We start from the raw sequence: 16,259 nt of genomic DNA on the forward strand, positions 1-16,259 counted from the left end.
GCCCAATGTGAAGGTGCCGACGGCGTCAGCCGACGCCGAGCGCCTTCAATTTCCGGTGCAGCGCCGAGCGCTCCATCCCGACGAACTCGGCGGTGCGTGAAATATTGCCGGAAAAGCGGCTGATCTGCGCGATCAGATAGTCGCGCTCGAACACTTCCCGCGCCTCGCGTAGCGGCAGTCCCATGATGTGCTCGCCATTGTTGCTGGTCGGCATGGCCGGCACCATCGAGCCGACGTCCTGCGGCAACATGTCGGCGGTGATGATCACCTCCGGTCCGCCCGCGGCCAGAATCATGACTCTCTCAACGTTGTTGCGGAGCTGGCGCACATTGCCGGGCCAGACATGCGATTGCAGCACCGCCATCGCGTCCTGCCCGATCTGACGCTTGGGCAGGCCGCTGCCGGCCGAGATCTGCTCCATGAAGTAGTCGATCAATTCCGGAATATCCTCGCGCCGCTCCGACAGGGCGGGCACGCGGATCGGCACCACCGAGAGGCGATGATAGAGATCCTCGCGGAAGTGGCCGGCCGCGATCTCCTCTTCGAGATTGCGCGCGGTAGAGGAGATGATGCGGACGTCGACCTGCACCTTGCCGGTGCCGCCGACGCGCTGGAACGACTGCTCGACCAGCACGCGCAATATCTTGTTCTGGGTCTCGCGCGGCATGTCCGCGATCTCGTCGATGAACAGCGTGCCGCCATGGGCTTCCTCGAGCGCGCCGGGCTTGCGCGCCTGCTCGCCGTTGGACGGCTCGACGCCGAACATCTCGTGCTCCATACGCTCTGGCGTGATCGCGGCGGCATTGATCACGACGAACGGACCGTCGGCGCGGCCCGAGGCCATATGCAGCGTGCGCGCAGTCAGCTCCTTGCCGGCGCCGGCAGGACCGACGATCAGGATGCGGCTGTTGGCCTTGGCCGCGCGGTCGATGGTCTGGCGCAGCTGGTTCATGCTCGGCGAACGGCCGACCAGCGAGCTTGCGCTCGGCGCGAGCTGCTTCAGCTCCTTGACCTCGCGCTTGAGCCGCGAGTTCTCCAGCGCGCGGTTGGCGACCAGGATCAGCCGGTCGGCCTTGAACGGCTTCTCGATGAAGTCATAGGCGCCGCGCTTGATCGCGGCGACAGCGGTCTCGATGTTGCCGTGGCCGGAGATCATCACGACCGGCAGGTCGGCATTGTCCTTCTTGACCTGCTCCAGCAGCTGCAAGCCGTCGAGCTTGGAGCCCTGCAGCCAGATGTCGAGGAACACCAGGTGCGGCCTGCGGTTGGCGATCTCGGCGAGCGCCGTGTCGCTGTCGCGCGCGGTCCGGGTCACGAACCCCTCGTCTTCGAGAATGCCCGCGACGAGATCCCGAATATCGGCCTCGTCATCGACAATCAGAATTTCACTAGCCATGGGTCGCGCCTGTCTGGTCAGATGCCTGTTGAGGCTTCGATCTTCGTTGAATCATTGGTCTTTTCAGCCGGCACCTTGGTTTCGACAGCCGGCGCTTTTGTTTCCGCGTCCTGGGTGGATTCCGCTTGCTTTGGCGTATCCTTGGCCTGCTCCCGGGCAACCGGTGCCGTCTCGGTCCCCTCGCTCTTCGCGGGAGCGCCGGAGATCGCAAAGCGCATCCGCATCCAGGCACCGCGCTGGCCATCCCGGAAGTCGGAGGCATCCTTCAATTCGATGCGGCCGCCATGGTCCTCCAGCACGCGGCCGACGATCGCAAGCCCAAGGCCGGTGCCCTTGGCTCGCGTCGTCACATAGGGCTCGAGCAGCCGCGAGCGCGCGACCTTGGGCAGGCCGATGCCGTTGTCGACGACGTCGATCAGCACGTCCTCGCCCTCGCGCGAGACCACGACGTCGATACGTCCTTTTCCGAGTTCTTCCGGCGGAACCTGCTCAATCGCCTCGGTGGCGTTCTTGACGATGTTGGTGACCGCCTGCGAGATCAGCCGCCGGTCGAACTGGGCGCGGAGCGGATCGTCCCTGAACTCGACTTCGATATCGATCTCGGGATGGGCGACCTTCATCAGGAACACCGCCTGCCGCACGGTATCGGCGACGTCCTCGCCCTCCATCACCGGCTTCGGCATCCGCGCGAAGCGCGAGAACTCGTCGACCATGCGCCTGATATCGTCGACCTGCCGCACGATGGTGTCGGTGCACTGCTCGAAGATCTGCTTGTCCTTGGCCTCGGTGATGTCCTTGCCGAATTTGCGGCGGATGCGCTCGGCGGAGAGCTGGATCGGCGTCAGCGGATTCTTGATCTCGTGGGCGATGCGGCGCGCGACGTCGCCCCAGGCCGAAGTGCGCTGCGCGGACACGAGCTCGGTGATGTCGTCGAGCGTGATGATGTAGCTGTCGTGCGGCTGGCTGGTCTTCTCGGCGCTGACACGGACCGAGAGGTTGCGCTCCTGCCCGTCGCGCGTGATCGTGATCTGGCCCTGTACCAGGCGCTGGGTCCCCTCCCGCGCCGTCTTCATCATCTCGTCGAGCTCGGGCAGCACGTCTGACAGAGGATGGCCGAGCGTCTCCGCTTCGGAGTGCCCGATCAGTTTCTCGGCGGAGCGATTGAGGATGCCGACGCTGCCCGAATTGTCGACGCCGATGATGCCGGCGCTGGCGGACGACAGCACCGCTTCGATGAAGCGGCGGCGGCTGTCGATGAGGTCGCTGGCATTGACGAGCTCGTCGCGCTGGCTGCGCAATTCCTGCGTCATCTTGTTGAAGGTCTCTCCGAGCTGGGCGAGATCGCCCTCCGACTGGTGCACCGGCACCTTCACATTGAGGTCGCCGGTGGAAACGGTGTGGGCCGCGTTCATCAGCCGCCGGATCGGTGCCACCAGCGAGTTGGCGAAGTTCAGTCCGATTAGCACCGAGGCCATCAGAATGGTCAGCGCGATCACCGCGAACATCAGCGCAAACGCGACCTGGATGCCGAGCCGCCGCGACTCGATCTGGGCGTATTCGGCGACGCTCACCTCGGTCTGCTTCAGCTGGTTGACGACGTTCGGGTCGAGCGGACGGGCGACATAGAGGAAAGTGTCACTGAAGGCGCGCAGGCGGATCACGGCGGCGACGAAGCTCGCGTCCGGCAGCACCGCGATCTCGGGCTCGGATTCGTTGACGTTGCTGAGGAAGTCCGGCGCCGGCGGCGAATAGGCCAGCCGCATGCCGGTATCGGCGGATTCCAGGATATTGGTGTCCTTGTCGATGATCATCGCGCCCGGCAAATTGCGGGAGCTGGCGCTGGCCGCCAGCAACTCGCGAAACGAGCGGCGATCCTGGTCGTAGAGCGGCCGGGCGTGCGCGATGTCGTTGGCCATGCCGAGAATGTCGCCGCGGATCAGCTGCGCATGGTCCTGCATGTAGGCCCGCGCGATCGTCAGCGAATTCTGGATCACCTCCTTGGTCGGCCCCGAGAACAGCCGGTCGAGGCCGCGCTCGAGGGTGACGTTGGCGACGACGGCCACGAGCACGGCCGGCAGCACCGCCACGATCGAGAACAGGCTGACGATCTGGACGTGGAGGCGGGCCGCCGCCCGGCCCCGCCGCCGTGCCAGGATGAGCTGCCAGAGCTCGCGGACGATGATCCCGACCAGCAGCAGGATCGAGCCCGCATTGAGCAGGTAGAACGAGCGAACCACCTCGGGCGTCGGATCGATCCGCGTCAGGCCGGTCAGGACCACGAAGGTCATCATCGCCGACAGCATCGCCAGCGCCACGGCAAACGGTGCCAGCCAGCGTCGCACCGACCAGCGCCGGGGCTCTTCCGCTGGGGCCGTGTCAAAGGATGCGGCCGAGGTGTCTGCGCTGGTCATTCCGGCAATGGGTGCTGAAAAACGGGGTCCGCGGCGGGCGGATACTGATGTATTCATACCACATTGTTGCCGAATTGCGACAATTCCGCGGCGCCACCGCCGCGATGGACCCGCGCATCCACAGGCCGGTCACCAGGCAGAGCTTGCCTGCGGGAACGGTTTTCCGCCCCCGCGGCTTGACCCGCATGGACAGGTTCTTCCTTGCAATGATGGTGTCTGCGGTTCTGCTGCTGATCGCAGCGGCGGGCCTGCTTGTTAACGGGCCCGGCCTGCACAAGCTGACGGCAAACATCGTCGCCGCGCAGCCCGCATCAAGCCGCCTTGTCAGATGAGCGCGACATCGCGCCCTGCGGCCCAATGACCAAAACCTGTGTCCCTGCGGAACATTTCAGCCCGACTCGGACTTCTGTCCACCGCGTCAGCCACACTGGCCAGCGCGATCCGGACAGGCTCAGCTCACCTTTGGTAGGGGGAGCTGAGCCACCGTCGCGGGAGATTAGCCCCCGCTCCGATACACCTGGATATCGAGATCCCGGATCTTCTTCCGCAGCGTGTTGCGGTTGAGGCCGAGCAGGTCGGCTGCGCGGATCTGGTTGCCGCGGGTGGCCGCGAGGGCGGCCGTGAGCAGCGGCACCTCGATCTCCTTCAGAATGCGGTGATAGAGGCCCGGCGGCGGCACGCCGTTCGGAAAGCCCTGGAAGTGCGAGGACAGATAGGCCTCCACGGCGCCGCCGAGATTGTCGACGCCCTGCTGGACCGCGGCACCCGGGCTGACCGAGGGCGGCGCTAGCTCGCCGTCGATGACAGAGGCCGTGATCACGTCCTGCGGATAGAGCGCGGCGAGGCGTCGCGCGAGGTTTTCGAGCTCCCGCACGTTGCCGGGCCAGCGGTGCTGCTTCATCCGCTCCAGCGCCAGTGCGTCGAGCTTCTTCGGCGGCAGGCCGTCCTTCTCGGCCAGCGTGAAGAAGTGGCGGATGAGATCGGGCAGGTCCTCGATGCGCTCACGCAGCGGCGGCAGCCGCAGCGGCACGACGTTGAGGCGGAAGAACAGATCTTCGCGGAACAGACCCTGCTGGATCAGCACGCGCAGATCCTTGTTGGAGGCCGCGACGATCCGCACATCGGTCTTGATCGGGGTGCGGCCGCCGACGGTGGTGTATTCGCCCTGTTGCAGCACCCGCAGCAGGCGGGTCTGCGCCTCCATCGGCATGTCGCCGATCTCGTCGAGGAACAGCGTGCCGCCCTCGGCCTGCTCGAACCGGCCGGAAGCGCGGGTGTTGGCACCGGTGAAGGCGCCGCGCTCATGGCCGAACAGTTCGGACTCGATGAGATCGCGCGGGATCGCCGCCATGTTGACGGCGACGAACGGGCCGTTGCGGCGCTTGCCGTAATCGTGCAACGCGCGCGCCACCAGCTCCTTGCCAGTGCCGGACTCGCCCGTGATCATCACGGTGAGATCGGTCTGCATCAGCCGCGCGAGCACGCGGTAGATTTCCTGCATCGCCGGCGAGCGGCCGACCAGCGGGATCGCCTCCATCTCGGCGTCTTCGTCCGGCGTCGTGGTCCGCTCCTTCGGCTCGGCGAGCGCGCGGCCGACGATGGCGATCAGCTCCTTCAGATCGAAGGGCTTTGGAAGATATTCGTACGCTCCGCGCTCGGAGGCCCGGATCGCCGTCATGAAGGTGTTTTGCGCGCTCATGACGATGACAGGCAGATTCGGCCGCATCTTCTTGATCCGCGGCAGCAGATCGAAGGCGTTTTCATCCGGCATCACCACGTCGGTGATGACCAGATCGCCCTCCCCCTGGCTGACCCAGCGCCACAGCGTTGCGGCATTGCCGGTGAGCCGGACTTCATAGCCGGCGCGGGACAGAGCCTGATTGAGAACCGTGCGGATGGCGGTATCGTCATCAGCTACGAGAATGCTACCTGCGGGCATTGTTAATCCTCATTTTGCCCCCTGAGATGCAGACGACGACTTCCCGGCAGAGTCGTCGCGACTGCTGTGATCGGCATGTTTCACCGATGTGGAATACATCGGCATCAGCACGCGGAAGGTGGTTTTGCGCGGCTGAGATTCGCATTCGATGATGCCCCCGTGATCGCCGACGATCTTGGCGACCAGTGCAAGACCCAGGCCGGAGCCGGTTTGCTTGGTGGTCACGAAGGGATCGAACAGGTTGGGCAGAAGATCGTCCGGCACGCCAGGTCCATTGTCCCTCACGCAGAATTCGAGCGGCAGGGATACACGGGATTTTTGACCGGGGACTGACAGGCGCACGCCGGGACGGAACGCGGTGGTGAGCTGGATCTCGCCGTCGGGAACGTCGATCAGCGCCTCGGCGGCGTTCTTCACGAGATTGAGGAACACCTGGATGAGCTGGTCCTGGTTCGCCAGCACCGGCGGCAGCGAGGGATCGTAATCCTCGACGAAGCGGATGTTGCGGGCAAAGCCCGACTGCGCCAGCCGCTTCACGTGATCGAGCACGGAATGGATGTTGACGGGGCCGCGCACCACGGGGCGCTCATCGCCGAACACCTCCATGCGGTCGACCAGCGTCACGATGCGGTCGGCCTCATCGCAGATCAGCCGCGTCAGCATGCGGTCCTCGGACGAGGCCTGCTGCTCCAGCAGCTGCGCCGCGCCGCGGATGCCCGAGAGCGGGTTCTTGATCTCGTGCGCCAGCATCGCCGCCAGCGCGATCACCGAGCGGGCGGCGCTGCGATGGGTGAGCTGGCGATCCATCTTGTCGGCGATGGAGCGCTCCTGCAGCATCACCACGATATGGCCTGGGCGCTCGGTGAGCGGGGCGACATGCAGGTCGACCTGGCGGTCGCCGCCCATGCGCGGCGTGCCAAGATCTACTTTGTATTCGTTGACCGGCGAATTCGACGAGCGCACCTGGTCGATCAGCGCCAGCAACGGGCTGCCGAACGGCACCAGCTCTTTCAGCGACTGCCGCTTCAGGAATTGCGTCGAGATGTCGAAGAAGGCTTCGGTGGCGATGTTGGCGCCGACGATCTTGCCGTCCGGCCCGATCAGCAGGACCGGATTGGGCAAGGCATCCAGGATCGCGTCGCTGTCGGACGGTATCGGCCGACGATGTTCAGCAGCTGAGCTCATGCAGCAGCGCTCCATGCGAAGTCGTCGAAGGCATCTTGCAGTGACTGGTGGACGCGGCGCGGATCCTCCGACGTGAGGATTGCCTGGCGCCATCCCTTCAGCTTCTCGACCGGCGCACCACTCGCATCGGCGGCGACGTCGAGCGCCCAGCCGAGATGTTTGCGTGCGTGCCGCAGGCCGATCCGCAGGCCGTATAGTGCGCAGACCCCCTCGTAGAGCGTCCGCACATAATGCAGCTGTGTTTCCAGCGACGGCGTCGCTTCCGCCGCCCCGCCCTTCAGGCGGCGGCCGATCTGGCCCGGCAGCCAGGGCTGCCCGTTGGCGCCGCGGCCGATCATCACGGCATCGGCGCCGGAGGCCTCGAGCGCCGCGATCGCCTTCTCGTAAGACGTGATGTCGCCGTTGACGACGAGCGGAATGGAGACGGCGTCGCGCACCGCGCGGATCGCGTCCCAATCGGCCTCGCCCTTGTAGAACTGGCAGCGGGTGCGGCCGTGCACCGTGACGAGCTTGATGCCGGCGGCTTCGGCGCGGCGCGCCAGCTCCGGCGCGTTGCGGCTGCGGTCGTCCCAGCCGAGCCGCATCTTCAGCGTCACCGGCACCTTCACCGCCGCGATCGTCGCCTCGACCAGGCTGACGGCATGGTCGAGATCCCGCATCAGGGCCGAGCCGGACTGGCCGCCGGTGACGTGGCGGGCCGGGCAGCCCATGTTGATATCGATGATGTCGGCGCCTTCGGCTTCGGCGATCCGGGCGCCTTCCGCCATCCAGTGCGTCTCGCAGCCGGCCAGCTGGACCACGTGCGAGCCGATTCCGGTCGCTTCGCAGCGCAACCGGGACATCCGATGGCCGTTGGCGAGCTCGTCACTGGCGGTCATTTCGGAGACGACCAGACCGGCCCCGAGTTCGGCTGCGAGCTTGCGGACGGGTGAGTCCGTCACCCCCGACATGGGTGCCAGGAAGACCGGGGTGGCGACGTCGATATCGCCTATTTTCAACGGCTTAGAGCCGGATATTGCCGAGCCGGTCACAGGGGTCTCGTTGACTAGGCAGGGCTTCATCGCCTGCCATGATCTATCTTGCGCACAATTCTTGTGCAGTCAAGCGTCATGCCTACAGTTTAGACAGTTCTGCAAATCTTTCAAGTGCAGTGCAGCAAAATGCTGTTTCCCACAATCCGGGGAAACCCCCTTTTTTTGCGTGCCTGCCGTGCTAGAGGCATGCCGGTCATCACCCACACCCCAACTCTCTCCATCATCAGCTGAGTATTTGAGTCCTATGGCGAAATCAGAGCGCACCGCAGTCGTTCTCGTCGCAGCCGGACGCGGCCTGCGCGCGGGCGCCGGCGGGCCGAAGCAATATCGGACGATCGGCGGCGTGCCCGTGATCTATCGCGCCATGGAAGCGTTCAGCCGCCATCCCGACGTGTTCGCGGTGCAGCCCGTGCTGAATCCCGATGACAGCGCCATGTTCACGGCAGCGGTCGCAGGATTGAAGCACGAGGCGCCGACCCATGGCGGCGCAACGCGCCAGGCCTCGGTGCTCGCCGGTCTCGAAGCGCTCGTAACGCACAAGCCAGACATCGTCCTGATCCACGACGCCGCGCGGCCCTTCGTCTCCCAAGGGTTGATCTCGCGCGCGATCGAGGCTGCGAGCCGCACCGGTGCGGCGATCCCCGCCGTCGCAGTCACCGACACCATCAAGGTCACCGGCGCGAACGGCAATGTCGAGGACACGCCGGATCGCGCGCGCCTGCGCATCGCGCAGACGCCGCAATCCTTTCGTTTCGATGTCATTCTCGAAGCGCATCGTCGGGCGGCCAGGGACGGTCGCAGCGATTTCACCGACGATGCCGCGATTGCCGAATGGGCGGGATTGACGGTTGCAACCTTTGAAGGCGATGTTGCCAATATGAAGCTCACCACCCCCGAGGATTTCGTGCGCGAGGAAGCGCGCCTGGCCAGCCTGCTCGGCGACATCAGGACCGGCACGGGCTACGACGTGCACGCCTTCGGCGAGGGCGACCATCTGATGATCTGCGGCGTGCGCGTGCCGCACACCAAGGGCTTTCTCGCCCATTCCGACGGCGATGTAGGCCTGCATGCGCTGGTCGACGCCATTCTCGGCGCGCTGGCCGATGGCGACATCGGCTCGCACTTCCCGCCCAGCGATGCGAAATGGAAGGGCGCTTCGTCCGACCAGTTCCTGAAATACGCCATCGAGCGCGTCACGCAGCGCGGCGGCCGCGTCGCCAATCTCGAGGTGACGATGATCTGCGAGCGGCCGAAGATCGGCCCGCTCCGCGACACCATGCGCGCGCGCATCGCCGAGATCTCCGGCGTCGACATCTCCCGCGTCGCGGTGAAGGCGACCACCAGCGAGCGGCTCGGCTTCACCGGCCGCGAGGAAGGCATTGCGGCCACTGCGAGCGCCACCATCCGCCTCCCCTGGAGCGTCTAGGTCATGGCCGGCAGCGACGCACGCGCCCTCTCCCGCTCGCTGCTCGACCTGTGCCGGATGCGCAAGCTGACGATCGCGACCGCCGAGTCCTGCACCGGTGGCCTCGTCGCCGGCGCCTTGACCGACATCCCCGGCTCGTCCGACGTGATCGACCGCGGCTTCGTCACCTATTCCAACGATGCCAAGCGCGCGATGCTCGGCGTCGAAGCGAGCACGCTGACCAATTTCGGCGCCGTCAGCAAGGAGACCGCAACCGCCATGGCGGTCGGCGCACTGGAGCGCGCCGGCACCGACCTTGCGGTTGCCATCACGGGCATTGCCGGCCCCGGCGGCGCTACGCCCGGCAAGCCGGTCGGCCTCGTGCATTTTGCCGTCGCCGCGCGCGATGGCCGCATCGTCCACCGCGAGCATCGTTTCGGCGCGATCGGCCGCAGCGCGGTGCGCCAGCGCTCGGTGGTCGAGGCGCTGCGCATGCTGACGGACCTCGCCCGCGGCCCGGCCCAAACCAAGCCACGCCGTGCCGCCGCGGCAACCCGTCTGCGGCCCCGCGTGACACGCTCGCCGCGCCGGCACGCAGTGAAGCGGAGAAATCCGCGCTCGCCGCGGAGCTGAGCGCCTCGCCTACGCCTTGCGGGCGATCACACGGATCGCAGCCAGATTGGCATGATGCTGCTCGAACACCCGGCGCATCGCCAGCACCCGATGCCGCGCGGCACGATCGAGCAACAGGTTCCTGGCGAGTCTCAATGCGCCGAACAGGCCCTCGTCCTGCACGAGGCGCCGGGGCCGCAGCAGATGCATCGGTGCGAATTCAACGGCATCGACGTGAAAGCCGGCCCCCTCCAGCAACGCTCTCCATTCGTGCCCGGACAATGGCCGCGCGCCGACATGGATGGCCCCGGATAGCGCGCGATCGATCTCCTGCTTTTGATCGGGCGGGATGTCGTCCGGGATCACGGCGAGTTCGTGGATTCCATAGCGCCCCCCAGGGCGAAGCAGCCGGAACGCTTCCGCCGCGATGCGGCGCTTCTGCTCCTGGGTCTGCATGCTCAGCATCGCCTCGCCGATCACGACCGACGCCGAGCCGGCCGGCAGAGTCGTCTGATCGGCCGCGCCGATGACGACCGAGACATTTCGCCTCGCAGGAAGCTGACGGATCGTCCACGCCGCCGCGCGCGCATCGCGCTCGACGCCGACATACCGTCGCGGGCCCCGATCCAGGATCATGCGGGCGGTGACGCCGAGTCCTGGCGCAAACTCGACCACATCGTCCTCCGCGCCGATCACCAGCCCATGCAGCAGCGCACGCGTGAGGCCAAGACCGCCGGGACGCAGCACGCGCTTGCCGAGCCGGGCCAGCAGCCAATGGCCCGGCATCTTCGCCACGTCGAGATCACTGCCCGGCAGTTCAACCGGTGCCATCGCTTGTTTCGCCATCATTGGACTCTCCTTTGCAACTTAGAACCGCGCCCGGATGCCGCCGTAATATCCGCGTCCGTCACCGGGGATGAACGCGGCCTGATCCGGCCTGGCCTGATCGACGATCAGGGTTGATGCGGCATAGGTCGCGTTGAAGAGATTGGTGATCTCGCCGAACACCGAGAAGCGCTCGCTGATCCGGTATTCGGACCGCAGATCGGCGACGACGAACGGATCGGCAAATAGCGTGTTCATGTTGTCGACCGGCATGGCGCCCGGACTCCAGCGCACCACGCCCTCGAGCTTCCAGGCATCCGTCGCCCGATATTGCAGGATGGCATTGAAGAGATGCGGCGAAGCGCCGGCCAGCCGGTTGTTGCCGCGCACCGGATCGTCCTCGAAGCGAAAGTCCTGAAAGGTGTAGGCGACGCGGCCAGTCAGCCGCTCCGTGATCCTGACGCCGAAGCCGAGCTCGACGCCGAAATGCGTGGTTCGGTCGGCGTTGACCGCCGCCATCAATGCCCCGGTGGAGTCGCGCAGGCTCAAGAGCTCATTGTCGACCCAGGAATAATAGGTGACCGCGTCCCACGACAAGACGCCGGAGCGGCCGCGCCAGCCGCCTTCAACCGTGGTGGCGGTCTGAGCCTTCAGATCGGGCGTCGCGAAGGCCGCCGCGACGAGGCCCGGACTGCCTGGCGTCGGCCGTCCCGCGCTGCTGTTCGGGGTCCCGTTGACGGTTGCGAGAAGGTCGTCCTGCGACGGCGGCTCGAAACTACGGCTGACCGCGGCAAAGATGGTCTGGTCGGGCACGGGGCGGAAGGTCACGCCGATGCTGGGACTCCACGCTGCGTAGCTCCGCGCATAGCTCGAGCTCTGCGTCGGCACCGCACCGTTCGGCAACAACATGGTCGGATTTACCGGATTATAGGCAATCGTCGGCCGTGTCGCATTCCGATAGGTGTCTTCGTTGTCGCGGGTGGCATAGCCGTAGGCGATCGCCGGCGACACGGTGACCCGGTCCCAGACCGGCAAGTTGAGGCCGGCGTACAGCGCGAGCGTCGCCGCATCGAGCCGGCTTTCGCCGAACTTGGCGCCGGTCTGCCCGGCCTGATTGATGAAGTTCTCCCGATCCGCCGATCCCACGGAATATTGCGCGGTCGTTTCCAGCAGCGGCAAAGCGGCAGCGCCGTCGGGCTTGTACGCGTAGCGGAATACGCCCGTCGCATCGTCGCCCCGGGTGGCCCGGACGCCTGACGAGATCGGGAAACGGAACATGTCGTCGGTGTGGGTATAGCCGAGCGCCACGTCGAACAGATGCGCGTCGAATGTCGCGGTGGTCCGCGAGCCCGCCAGGAACTGGTCGGCCTCGCGGCGCGGCTTGTCGCGCACCACATTCGGACCCGGATTGATCGAGGTCGACGGCGGGATGAAAGTCGGACCGGCGAAGACCTGCCGGGGATTGGCCTCCATGGCGCTCTTGGTTAGCGGTCCCGCCACGTCGAAGCCGAGGTCCGTATAGCCGATGAAGAAGCGCGTGCTGACGTTCTCGGACAGCACGGCGCCGACATTGGCGTTGAAGCTGCTGCGCTCGGAGCTATTGTAGTCGCGAAAGCCGTCACGGCGGCTGAAATCGGCCTGGACCAGCGCGTCCACATCGCCTTTCCTGCCACCGCTCTGCGTGCTGGCATTGAACTGCCCGAAGCTGCCGCCGCTAACCGCCGCTTGCGTGCCCGGCGATGACGATCCCGTCGGCGACACGAAATTCAGCGCGCCGCCCAGCACGGTCGCTCCGAGGCGGTTGGCCATGTACCCGCGATAGACCTCGATGGCTTCCGCCTGTTGCGGATTGGCAAATCCGACGATGTAGGAGCCATCAGCCCGGTTGATCGGCAGTCCGTTCTGGAGCACCAGCAGCCCGCGCTCGACCGGGTTCTGCTGCAGGCCGGAGCCGCGGATCTGAATGCGCGGCTGGTCGTTACCGCCGAAAAACTCCTGCACAACGACGCCGGGAACGCCGTTCAGGGCGCGCGATACGGTCGGATTGGCGGTGGGGGAAAGGTCCTCCTGCCTGACGAGTGCCACGCCTCCCGCGAGCGCCTCGAAGCGCTGCTGCACCGATGCGGCGGCGGCAGCAGCACGCCCCGCTGTCTCGCCAGGGCCGACATCGTTGCGAGGCTGCGGTTTGGCGGCACGCCGTTGCGTTGCAACCCGCTCGCGGGACGCCACCGACGGCTTCGTCCCGCTTTTCGGCACACTGACGACCACCGGATCGAGCTGGATGGCCGTGCCTGGTGTCGCCGATTGCGCGAGGCAAGACTCTGCGGCAATCGCCGGCAGCAACAAGGCAGACGCAGTCCATGACAGCAGTATCGTGCCGCGCATCCTCATGATCGTACTTCCCATTCCAGCCCCACTTTGCCCGCGGCCTGTCGCCCCCGCTCGCGGGTCGCAATCCGCGCGACGCTCTGCGCCGCCTCGATCTCGCGCGAAGCTCGCCGCAGGTGCCGTGAATCTGGTTGCGCTGGAACAAGCAGCGCGCAGCTTGGAATTAGTTTCGTTCCAATCGCCGTTCCGTTGCCTGGATGGAGCCAATGAGTCGGCGCAAAGCGCCGCCCGATGAAAGGCTCCGCGCAATCCGGCGTCTTTGCATCTGCGGGCACGAACCCCGGATTGCGCTTCGCAGAGTAATCCGGGCTACAAGTGCTTGCGTTGCCTGACGGGCAAAACACACAAGTCGCGGGTCAATCCGCGCGTACGAAAATATTCCACTTTACCGAAATTCGGCTTTGGCGTATTCAAACGTCACCTCACCCCGGTCAGAGGGGCGTATCGCGATCGTCACGAAACGTGGGGTGGGCGGCGGTGGACGCAAGTCGCATCGGCGCGAAGGGCTTCGCAGGGCGGCAAAACCGTGAGCGAAAGCGTCGCGCACACGACCGGTGCGATTTGCGTACGGCCAAAGCGTGTCGTCCTGGCGCCCGGGGTCTGTGCGCCAAGTCTTGTGGTGACGGGTGTGGTCCAACCGGACCCGCGCGTCAGCCATCCGCAAGGCGACGGGGGCAATAGTGCATCGCTCCCCGGGGAGAGCTCGCCATACGCCGTTCCAACCACTGCGCAGGGAAGGCCGGTTGTTATGGCTTCACCTGTATGCCGCTGTGCAGCCTCTTGTAGCGCAACCTTCGCACAGTGGACCGCGGGTGTCAGCCGGCATCCGGTCTTCCCTGCGCCCTCTGACAACGGAGGGTGTCATGAATACGTAACAACTCGGACAGGAACTGTCGCGAGACTGCAGCGTTATATCCAGTTTTCAAAAAGCACGCAAATCTGTCGAATTCGATCGCGATCGCAAACGCAGATGGCGCGAGCGAACGTCGTGACTGATGTCCGAGCTTGCGCAGCATATGTTGACGCAATAATGCTGATATACGTTGTGATCCGGAATCAACCGGACCAGCATTGTTGGAGGGCGACGAAAAGTGTTCGCTCGCGCCGCGGCCTTCGCCGCCGTGATCATCACCTTGGCCGCCTTTGATGGTGCGGCCGCGCAAACGGCCAACCAGCCGCCGGATACGATGGCAGCGCGGGTGGAGGCTTGCACGCCCTGTCACGGCAACAAGGGCGAAGGCACCAGCGACGTCTATTTCCCGCGGCTTGCCGGCAAGCCGGCCGGTTATCTCTACAACCAGCTGCTCGCCTTCCGCAGCGGCCGGCGCAAATACCCGCCGATGAACTATCTCCTCGAGTTCCTGCCCGATCCCTATCTGGAGGCGATGGCGGAATATTTTGCCAGCGAGCATCCGCCGTTGCCGCAGCCTGCGCCGAGCGAAGTCAGCAAGGACCTCCTCGCACGGGGCGAGATGCTCGCGACCAGCGGCGATGCAGGGCGCAACATTCCGGCCTGCGTGAGCTGCCACGGGCCGGGACTGACGGGCATGCAGCCCGGCATCCCCGGCCTGCTCGGCCTGCGCGCCGCTTATGTCAGCGCCCAGCTCGGCGCATGGCGCTACGGCACGCGCACCGCGAGATCGCCCGACTGCATGCAGCTCATCGCCGGCCATCTGACGGAAGCTGATGTCACCGCCGTCGCAGCCTGGCTCGCGACGCGGCAAGCGCCGGCCAACCCGGCCCCCGTACCGAAGGGCACCTACGCGCTGCCCTTCGGCTGCGGCAGCCAGCCCAACTGACGCGAGGCGGGTGATGGGCTTCAAAATCTCGATCACGCTGCTCGCCCTCGCCGCGCTGACCACGGTCGCGCAGGCGCAGGAAAAGACCGGCGACATCATTGCACGCGGTGAATATCTCGCCCGCGCCGGCGACTGCACCGCGTGCCATACCGCGCCGGAGGGCCGCCTGTTCGCCGGCGGCCGCGCCATGCCGACCCCGTTCGGCACGCTCTACACCTCCAACATCACGCCTGATCCGGAAACCGGGATCGGCAAGTGGAGCGCCGATGATTTCTACAAGACCATGCACAGCGGCCGTTTCCCTGACGGAGGATTGATCTACCCGGCGATGCCGTTCGCGTCCTACACCAAGGTTACGCGCGCCGACAGCGACGCGATCTTCGCGTACTTGCGCTCGATCGCGCCGGTGAACCAGAAGAACAAGCCGCACGAGCTGCGTTTCCCCTACGACAATCGCCAGCTCATCCTCGGCTGGCGCACGCTGTTCTTCAGCGAGGGCGAGTTCAAGCCGGATCCCAAGAAATCGGCGGAATGGAATCGCGGCGCCTATCTGGTCGAAGGCCTCGGCCATTGCGGCATGTGCCATTCGCCGATCAATGCGCTCGGCGGCACCTCGCAATCGGACGCCTTCAAGGGCGGCCTGATCCCGATGCAGAACTGGTACGCGCCTTCGCTCACGTCGAACCGCGAAGCCGGTCTCGGCGACTGGAGCATCAAGGACATCACCGATCTGCTCCAGACCGGCGTCTCGATGCGCGGCGTTGTCTACGGCCCGATGGCCGAGGTCGTGCACAACAGCCTGCAATATCTCAATGACGAAGACACCAAGGCAATGGCGGTGTACCTCAAGGGCATCGCGGAGCCTTCGCCGCCGCCGGCGCCGAGCTCGGCGCTGCCGACCACCGAAAGCAGCCTGCTGATCAGCCTCGGCAAGACCGTCTACGACAAGAACTGCGCGAGCTGTCACGGCACGCAGGGCGAAGGCAAGCCGCCGCACTGGCCGCCGCTCGCCAACAACCAGTCGATCGAGATGCAGTCGGCGGTCAACCCGATCCGCATGGTGCTCAATGGCGGCTATCCGCCGGGCACCAAGGGCAATCCGATGCCGTATGGCATGCCTCCGTTCGCGGGCCTCCTCTCCGACAACGAGGTCGCCGCCGTCGTCTCCTACATCCGCACCGCCTGGGGCAATCGCGGCACACCGGTCTCGGCACGCGACGCCAACGAGCTGCGCTCCGCGCCGCTGAACTGAGAGATGCCAGAGA

Annotated in this window: 12 protein-coding genes; 5 read left to right on the forward strand and 7 right to left on the reverse strand. The window is 65.8% G+C overall.

Annotated features, from left to right (window positions below; all coding sequences use genetic code 11):
• Positions 1 to 25: 25 nt before the first annotated feature.
• Positions 26 to 1,396, reverse strand: a complete 1,371-nt coding sequence (locus WHZ77_RS17215; RefSeq protein ID WP_375309030.1) for a sigma-54-dependent transcriptional regulator — start codon at positions 1,394 to 1,396, stop codon at positions 26 to 28.
• 17 nt (positions 1,397 to 1,413) lie between these two features.
• Positions 1,414 to 3,807: an ATP-binding protein gene (locus WHZ77_RS17220; RefSeq protein ID WP_375309031.1), complete on the reverse strand. Its 2,394-nt coding sequence runs from the start codon at positions 3,805 to 3,807 to the stop codon at positions 1,414 to 1,416.
• Positions 3,808 to 3,818: 11 nt separating this feature from the next.
• On the opposite strand from WHZ77_RS17220, the gene WHZ77_RS17225 reads away from it, so the two are divergent.
• Positions 3,819 to 4,139 (forward strand): histidine kinase, encoded by a 321-nt coding sequence (locus tag WHZ77_RS17225; RefSeq protein WP_375309032.1) that lies wholly within the window; start codon positions 3,819 to 3,821, stop codon positions 4,137 to 4,139.
• Between the two features lie 164 nt (positions 4,140 to 4,303).
• Here the strand turns inward: WHZ77_RS17225 and ntrC are convergent, their stop codons facing one another.
• Genes ntrC through dusB form a run of 3 tightly spaced genes read right to left on the reverse strand, consistent with a single transcriptional unit; the run spans position 4,304 to position 7,929 of the window.
• Complete coding sequence (gene ntrC, locus WHZ77_RS17230; RefSeq protein WP_015686181.1) at positions 4,304 to 5,746, reverse strand: nitrogen regulation protein NR(I); 1,443 nt, start codon at positions 5,744 to 5,746, stop codon at positions 4,304 to 4,306.
• A 9-nt stretch (positions 5,747 to 5,755) separates the two neighbouring features.
• On the reverse strand, positions 5,756 to 6,931 hold the full coding sequence (locus tag WHZ77_RS17235) for a nitrogen regulation protein NR(II) (RefSeq protein WP_375309033.1): 1,176 nt from the start codon (positions 6,929 to 6,931) through the stop codon (positions 5,756 to 5,758).
• Positions 6,928 to 7,929, reverse strand: a complete 1,002-nt coding sequence (dusB, locus tag WHZ77_RS17240; RefSeq protein WP_375309034.1) for a tRNA dihydrouridine synthase DusB — start codon at positions 7,927 to 7,929, stop codon at positions 6,928 to 6,930. Before dusB ends, WHZ77_RS17235 begins: the two co-directional genes overlap by 4 nt.
• Positions 7,930 to 8,209: 280 nt before the next feature.
• On the opposite strand from dusB, the gene WHZ77_RS17245 reads away from it, so the two are divergent.
• Together WHZ77_RS17245 and WHZ77_RS17250 are read left to right on the forward strand one after the other, a co-directional pair.
• Positions 8,210 to 9,391: a bifunctional 2-C-methyl-D-erythritol 4-phosphate cytidylyltransferase/2-C-methyl-D-erythritol 2,4-cyclodiphosphate synthase gene (locus tag WHZ77_RS17245; protein WP_375309035.1), complete on the forward strand. Its 1,182-nt coding sequence runs from the start codon at positions 8,210 to 8,212 to the stop codon at positions 9,389 to 9,391.
• A gap of 3 nt (positions 9,392 to 9,394) precedes the next feature.
• Positions 9,395 to 10,003: a CinA family protein gene (locus WHZ77_RS17250; protein ID WP_375309036.1), complete on the forward strand. Its 609-nt coding sequence runs from the start codon at positions 9,395 to 9,397 to the stop codon at positions 10,001 to 10,003.
• A gap of 9 nt (positions 10,004 to 10,012) precedes the next feature.
• Here WHZ77_RS17250 and WHZ77_RS17255 read toward each other — a convergent pair whose 3' ends face one another.
• Together WHZ77_RS17255 and WHZ77_RS17260 are read right to left on the reverse strand one after the other, a co-directional pair.
• Positions 10,013 to 10,831 carry a methyltransferase domain-containing protein gene (locus WHZ77_RS17255; protein ID WP_375309037.1) on the reverse strand — a complete coding sequence of 273 codons (819 nt, stop codon included), beginning with the start codon at positions 10,829 to 10,831 and terminating at the stop codon, positions 10,013 to 10,015.
• A gap of 18 nt (positions 10,832 to 10,849) precedes the next feature.
• A complete protein-coding gene (locus WHZ77_RS17260; protein WP_375309038.1) occupies positions 10,850 to 13,198 on the reverse strand; it encodes a TonB-dependent receptor family protein in 2,349 nt (782 codons plus the stop codon).
• 1,088 nt (positions 13,199 to 14,286) lie between these two features.
• Between WHZ77_RS17260 and WHZ77_RS17265 the strand changes: the two genes are divergently transcribed.
• Both WHZ77_RS17265 and WHZ77_RS17270 read left to right on the forward strand, forming a co-directional pair.
• A complete protein-coding gene (locus WHZ77_RS17265) occupies positions 14,287 to 14,994 on the forward strand; it encodes a c-type cytochrome (RefSeq protein ID WP_375309039.1) in 708 nt (235 codons plus the stop codon).
• Positions 14,995 to 15,007: 13 nt separating this feature from the next.
• Positions 15,008 to 16,246 carry a cytochrome c gene (locus tag WHZ77_RS17270; RefSeq protein WP_375309040.1) on the forward strand — a complete coding sequence of 413 codons (1,239 nt, stop codon included), beginning with the start codon at positions 15,008 to 15,010 and terminating at the stop codon, positions 16,244 to 16,246.
• The last annotated feature ends 13 nt before the right edge of the window (positions 16,247 to 16,259 follow it).

Source organism: Bradyrhizobium sp. A5, from assembly GCF_042076515.1.
In the GTDB taxonomy this organism is placed as follows: domain Bacteria; phylum Pseudomonadota; class Alphaproteobacteria; order Rhizobiales; family Xanthobacteraceae; genus Bradyrhizobium; species Bradyrhizobium cosmicum.

What these genes read in the sequence shown, in the direction of transcription:
- WHZ77_RS17235 (WP_375309033.1), bottom strand. Translation starts at nt 6,931, where the DNA reads ATGAGCTCAGCTGCTGAACATCGTCGGCCGATACCGTCCGACAGCGAC.
- WHZ77_RS17260 (WP_375309038.1), bottom strand. Translation starts at nt 13,198, where the DNA reads ATGAGGATGCGCGGCACGATACTGCTGTCATGGACTGCGTCTGCCTTG.
- WHZ77_RS17270 (WP_375309040.1), top strand. Translation starts at nt 15,008, where the DNA reads ATGGGCTTCAAAATCTCGATCACGCTGCTCGCCCTCGCCGCGCTGACC.
- WHZ77_RS17255 (WP_375309037.1), bottom strand. Translation starts at nt 10,831, where the DNA reads ATGATGGCGAAACAAGCGATGGCACCGGTTGAACTGCCGGGCAGTGAT.
- WHZ77_RS17250 (WP_375309036.1), top strand. Translation starts at nt 9,395, where the DNA reads ATGGCCGGCAGCGACGCACGCGCCCTCTCCCGCTCGCTGCTCGACCTG.
- ntrC (WP_015686181.1), bottom strand. Translation starts at nt 5,746, where the DNA reads ATGCCCGCAGGTAGCATTCTCGTAGCTGATGACGATACCGCCATCCGC.
- WHZ77_RS17245 (WP_375309035.1), top strand. Translation starts at nt 8,210, where the DNA reads ATGGCGAAATCAGAGCGCACCGCAGTCGTTCTCGTCGCAGCCGGACGC.
- WHZ77_RS17220 (WP_375309031.1), bottom strand. Translation starts at nt 3,807, where the DNA reads ATGACCAGCGCAGACACCTCGGCCGCATCCTTTGACACGGCCCCAGCG.
- WHZ77_RS17215 (WP_375309030.1), bottom strand. Translation starts at nt 1,396, where the DNA reads ATGGCTAGTGAAATTCTGATTGTCGATGACGAGGCCGATATTCGGGAT.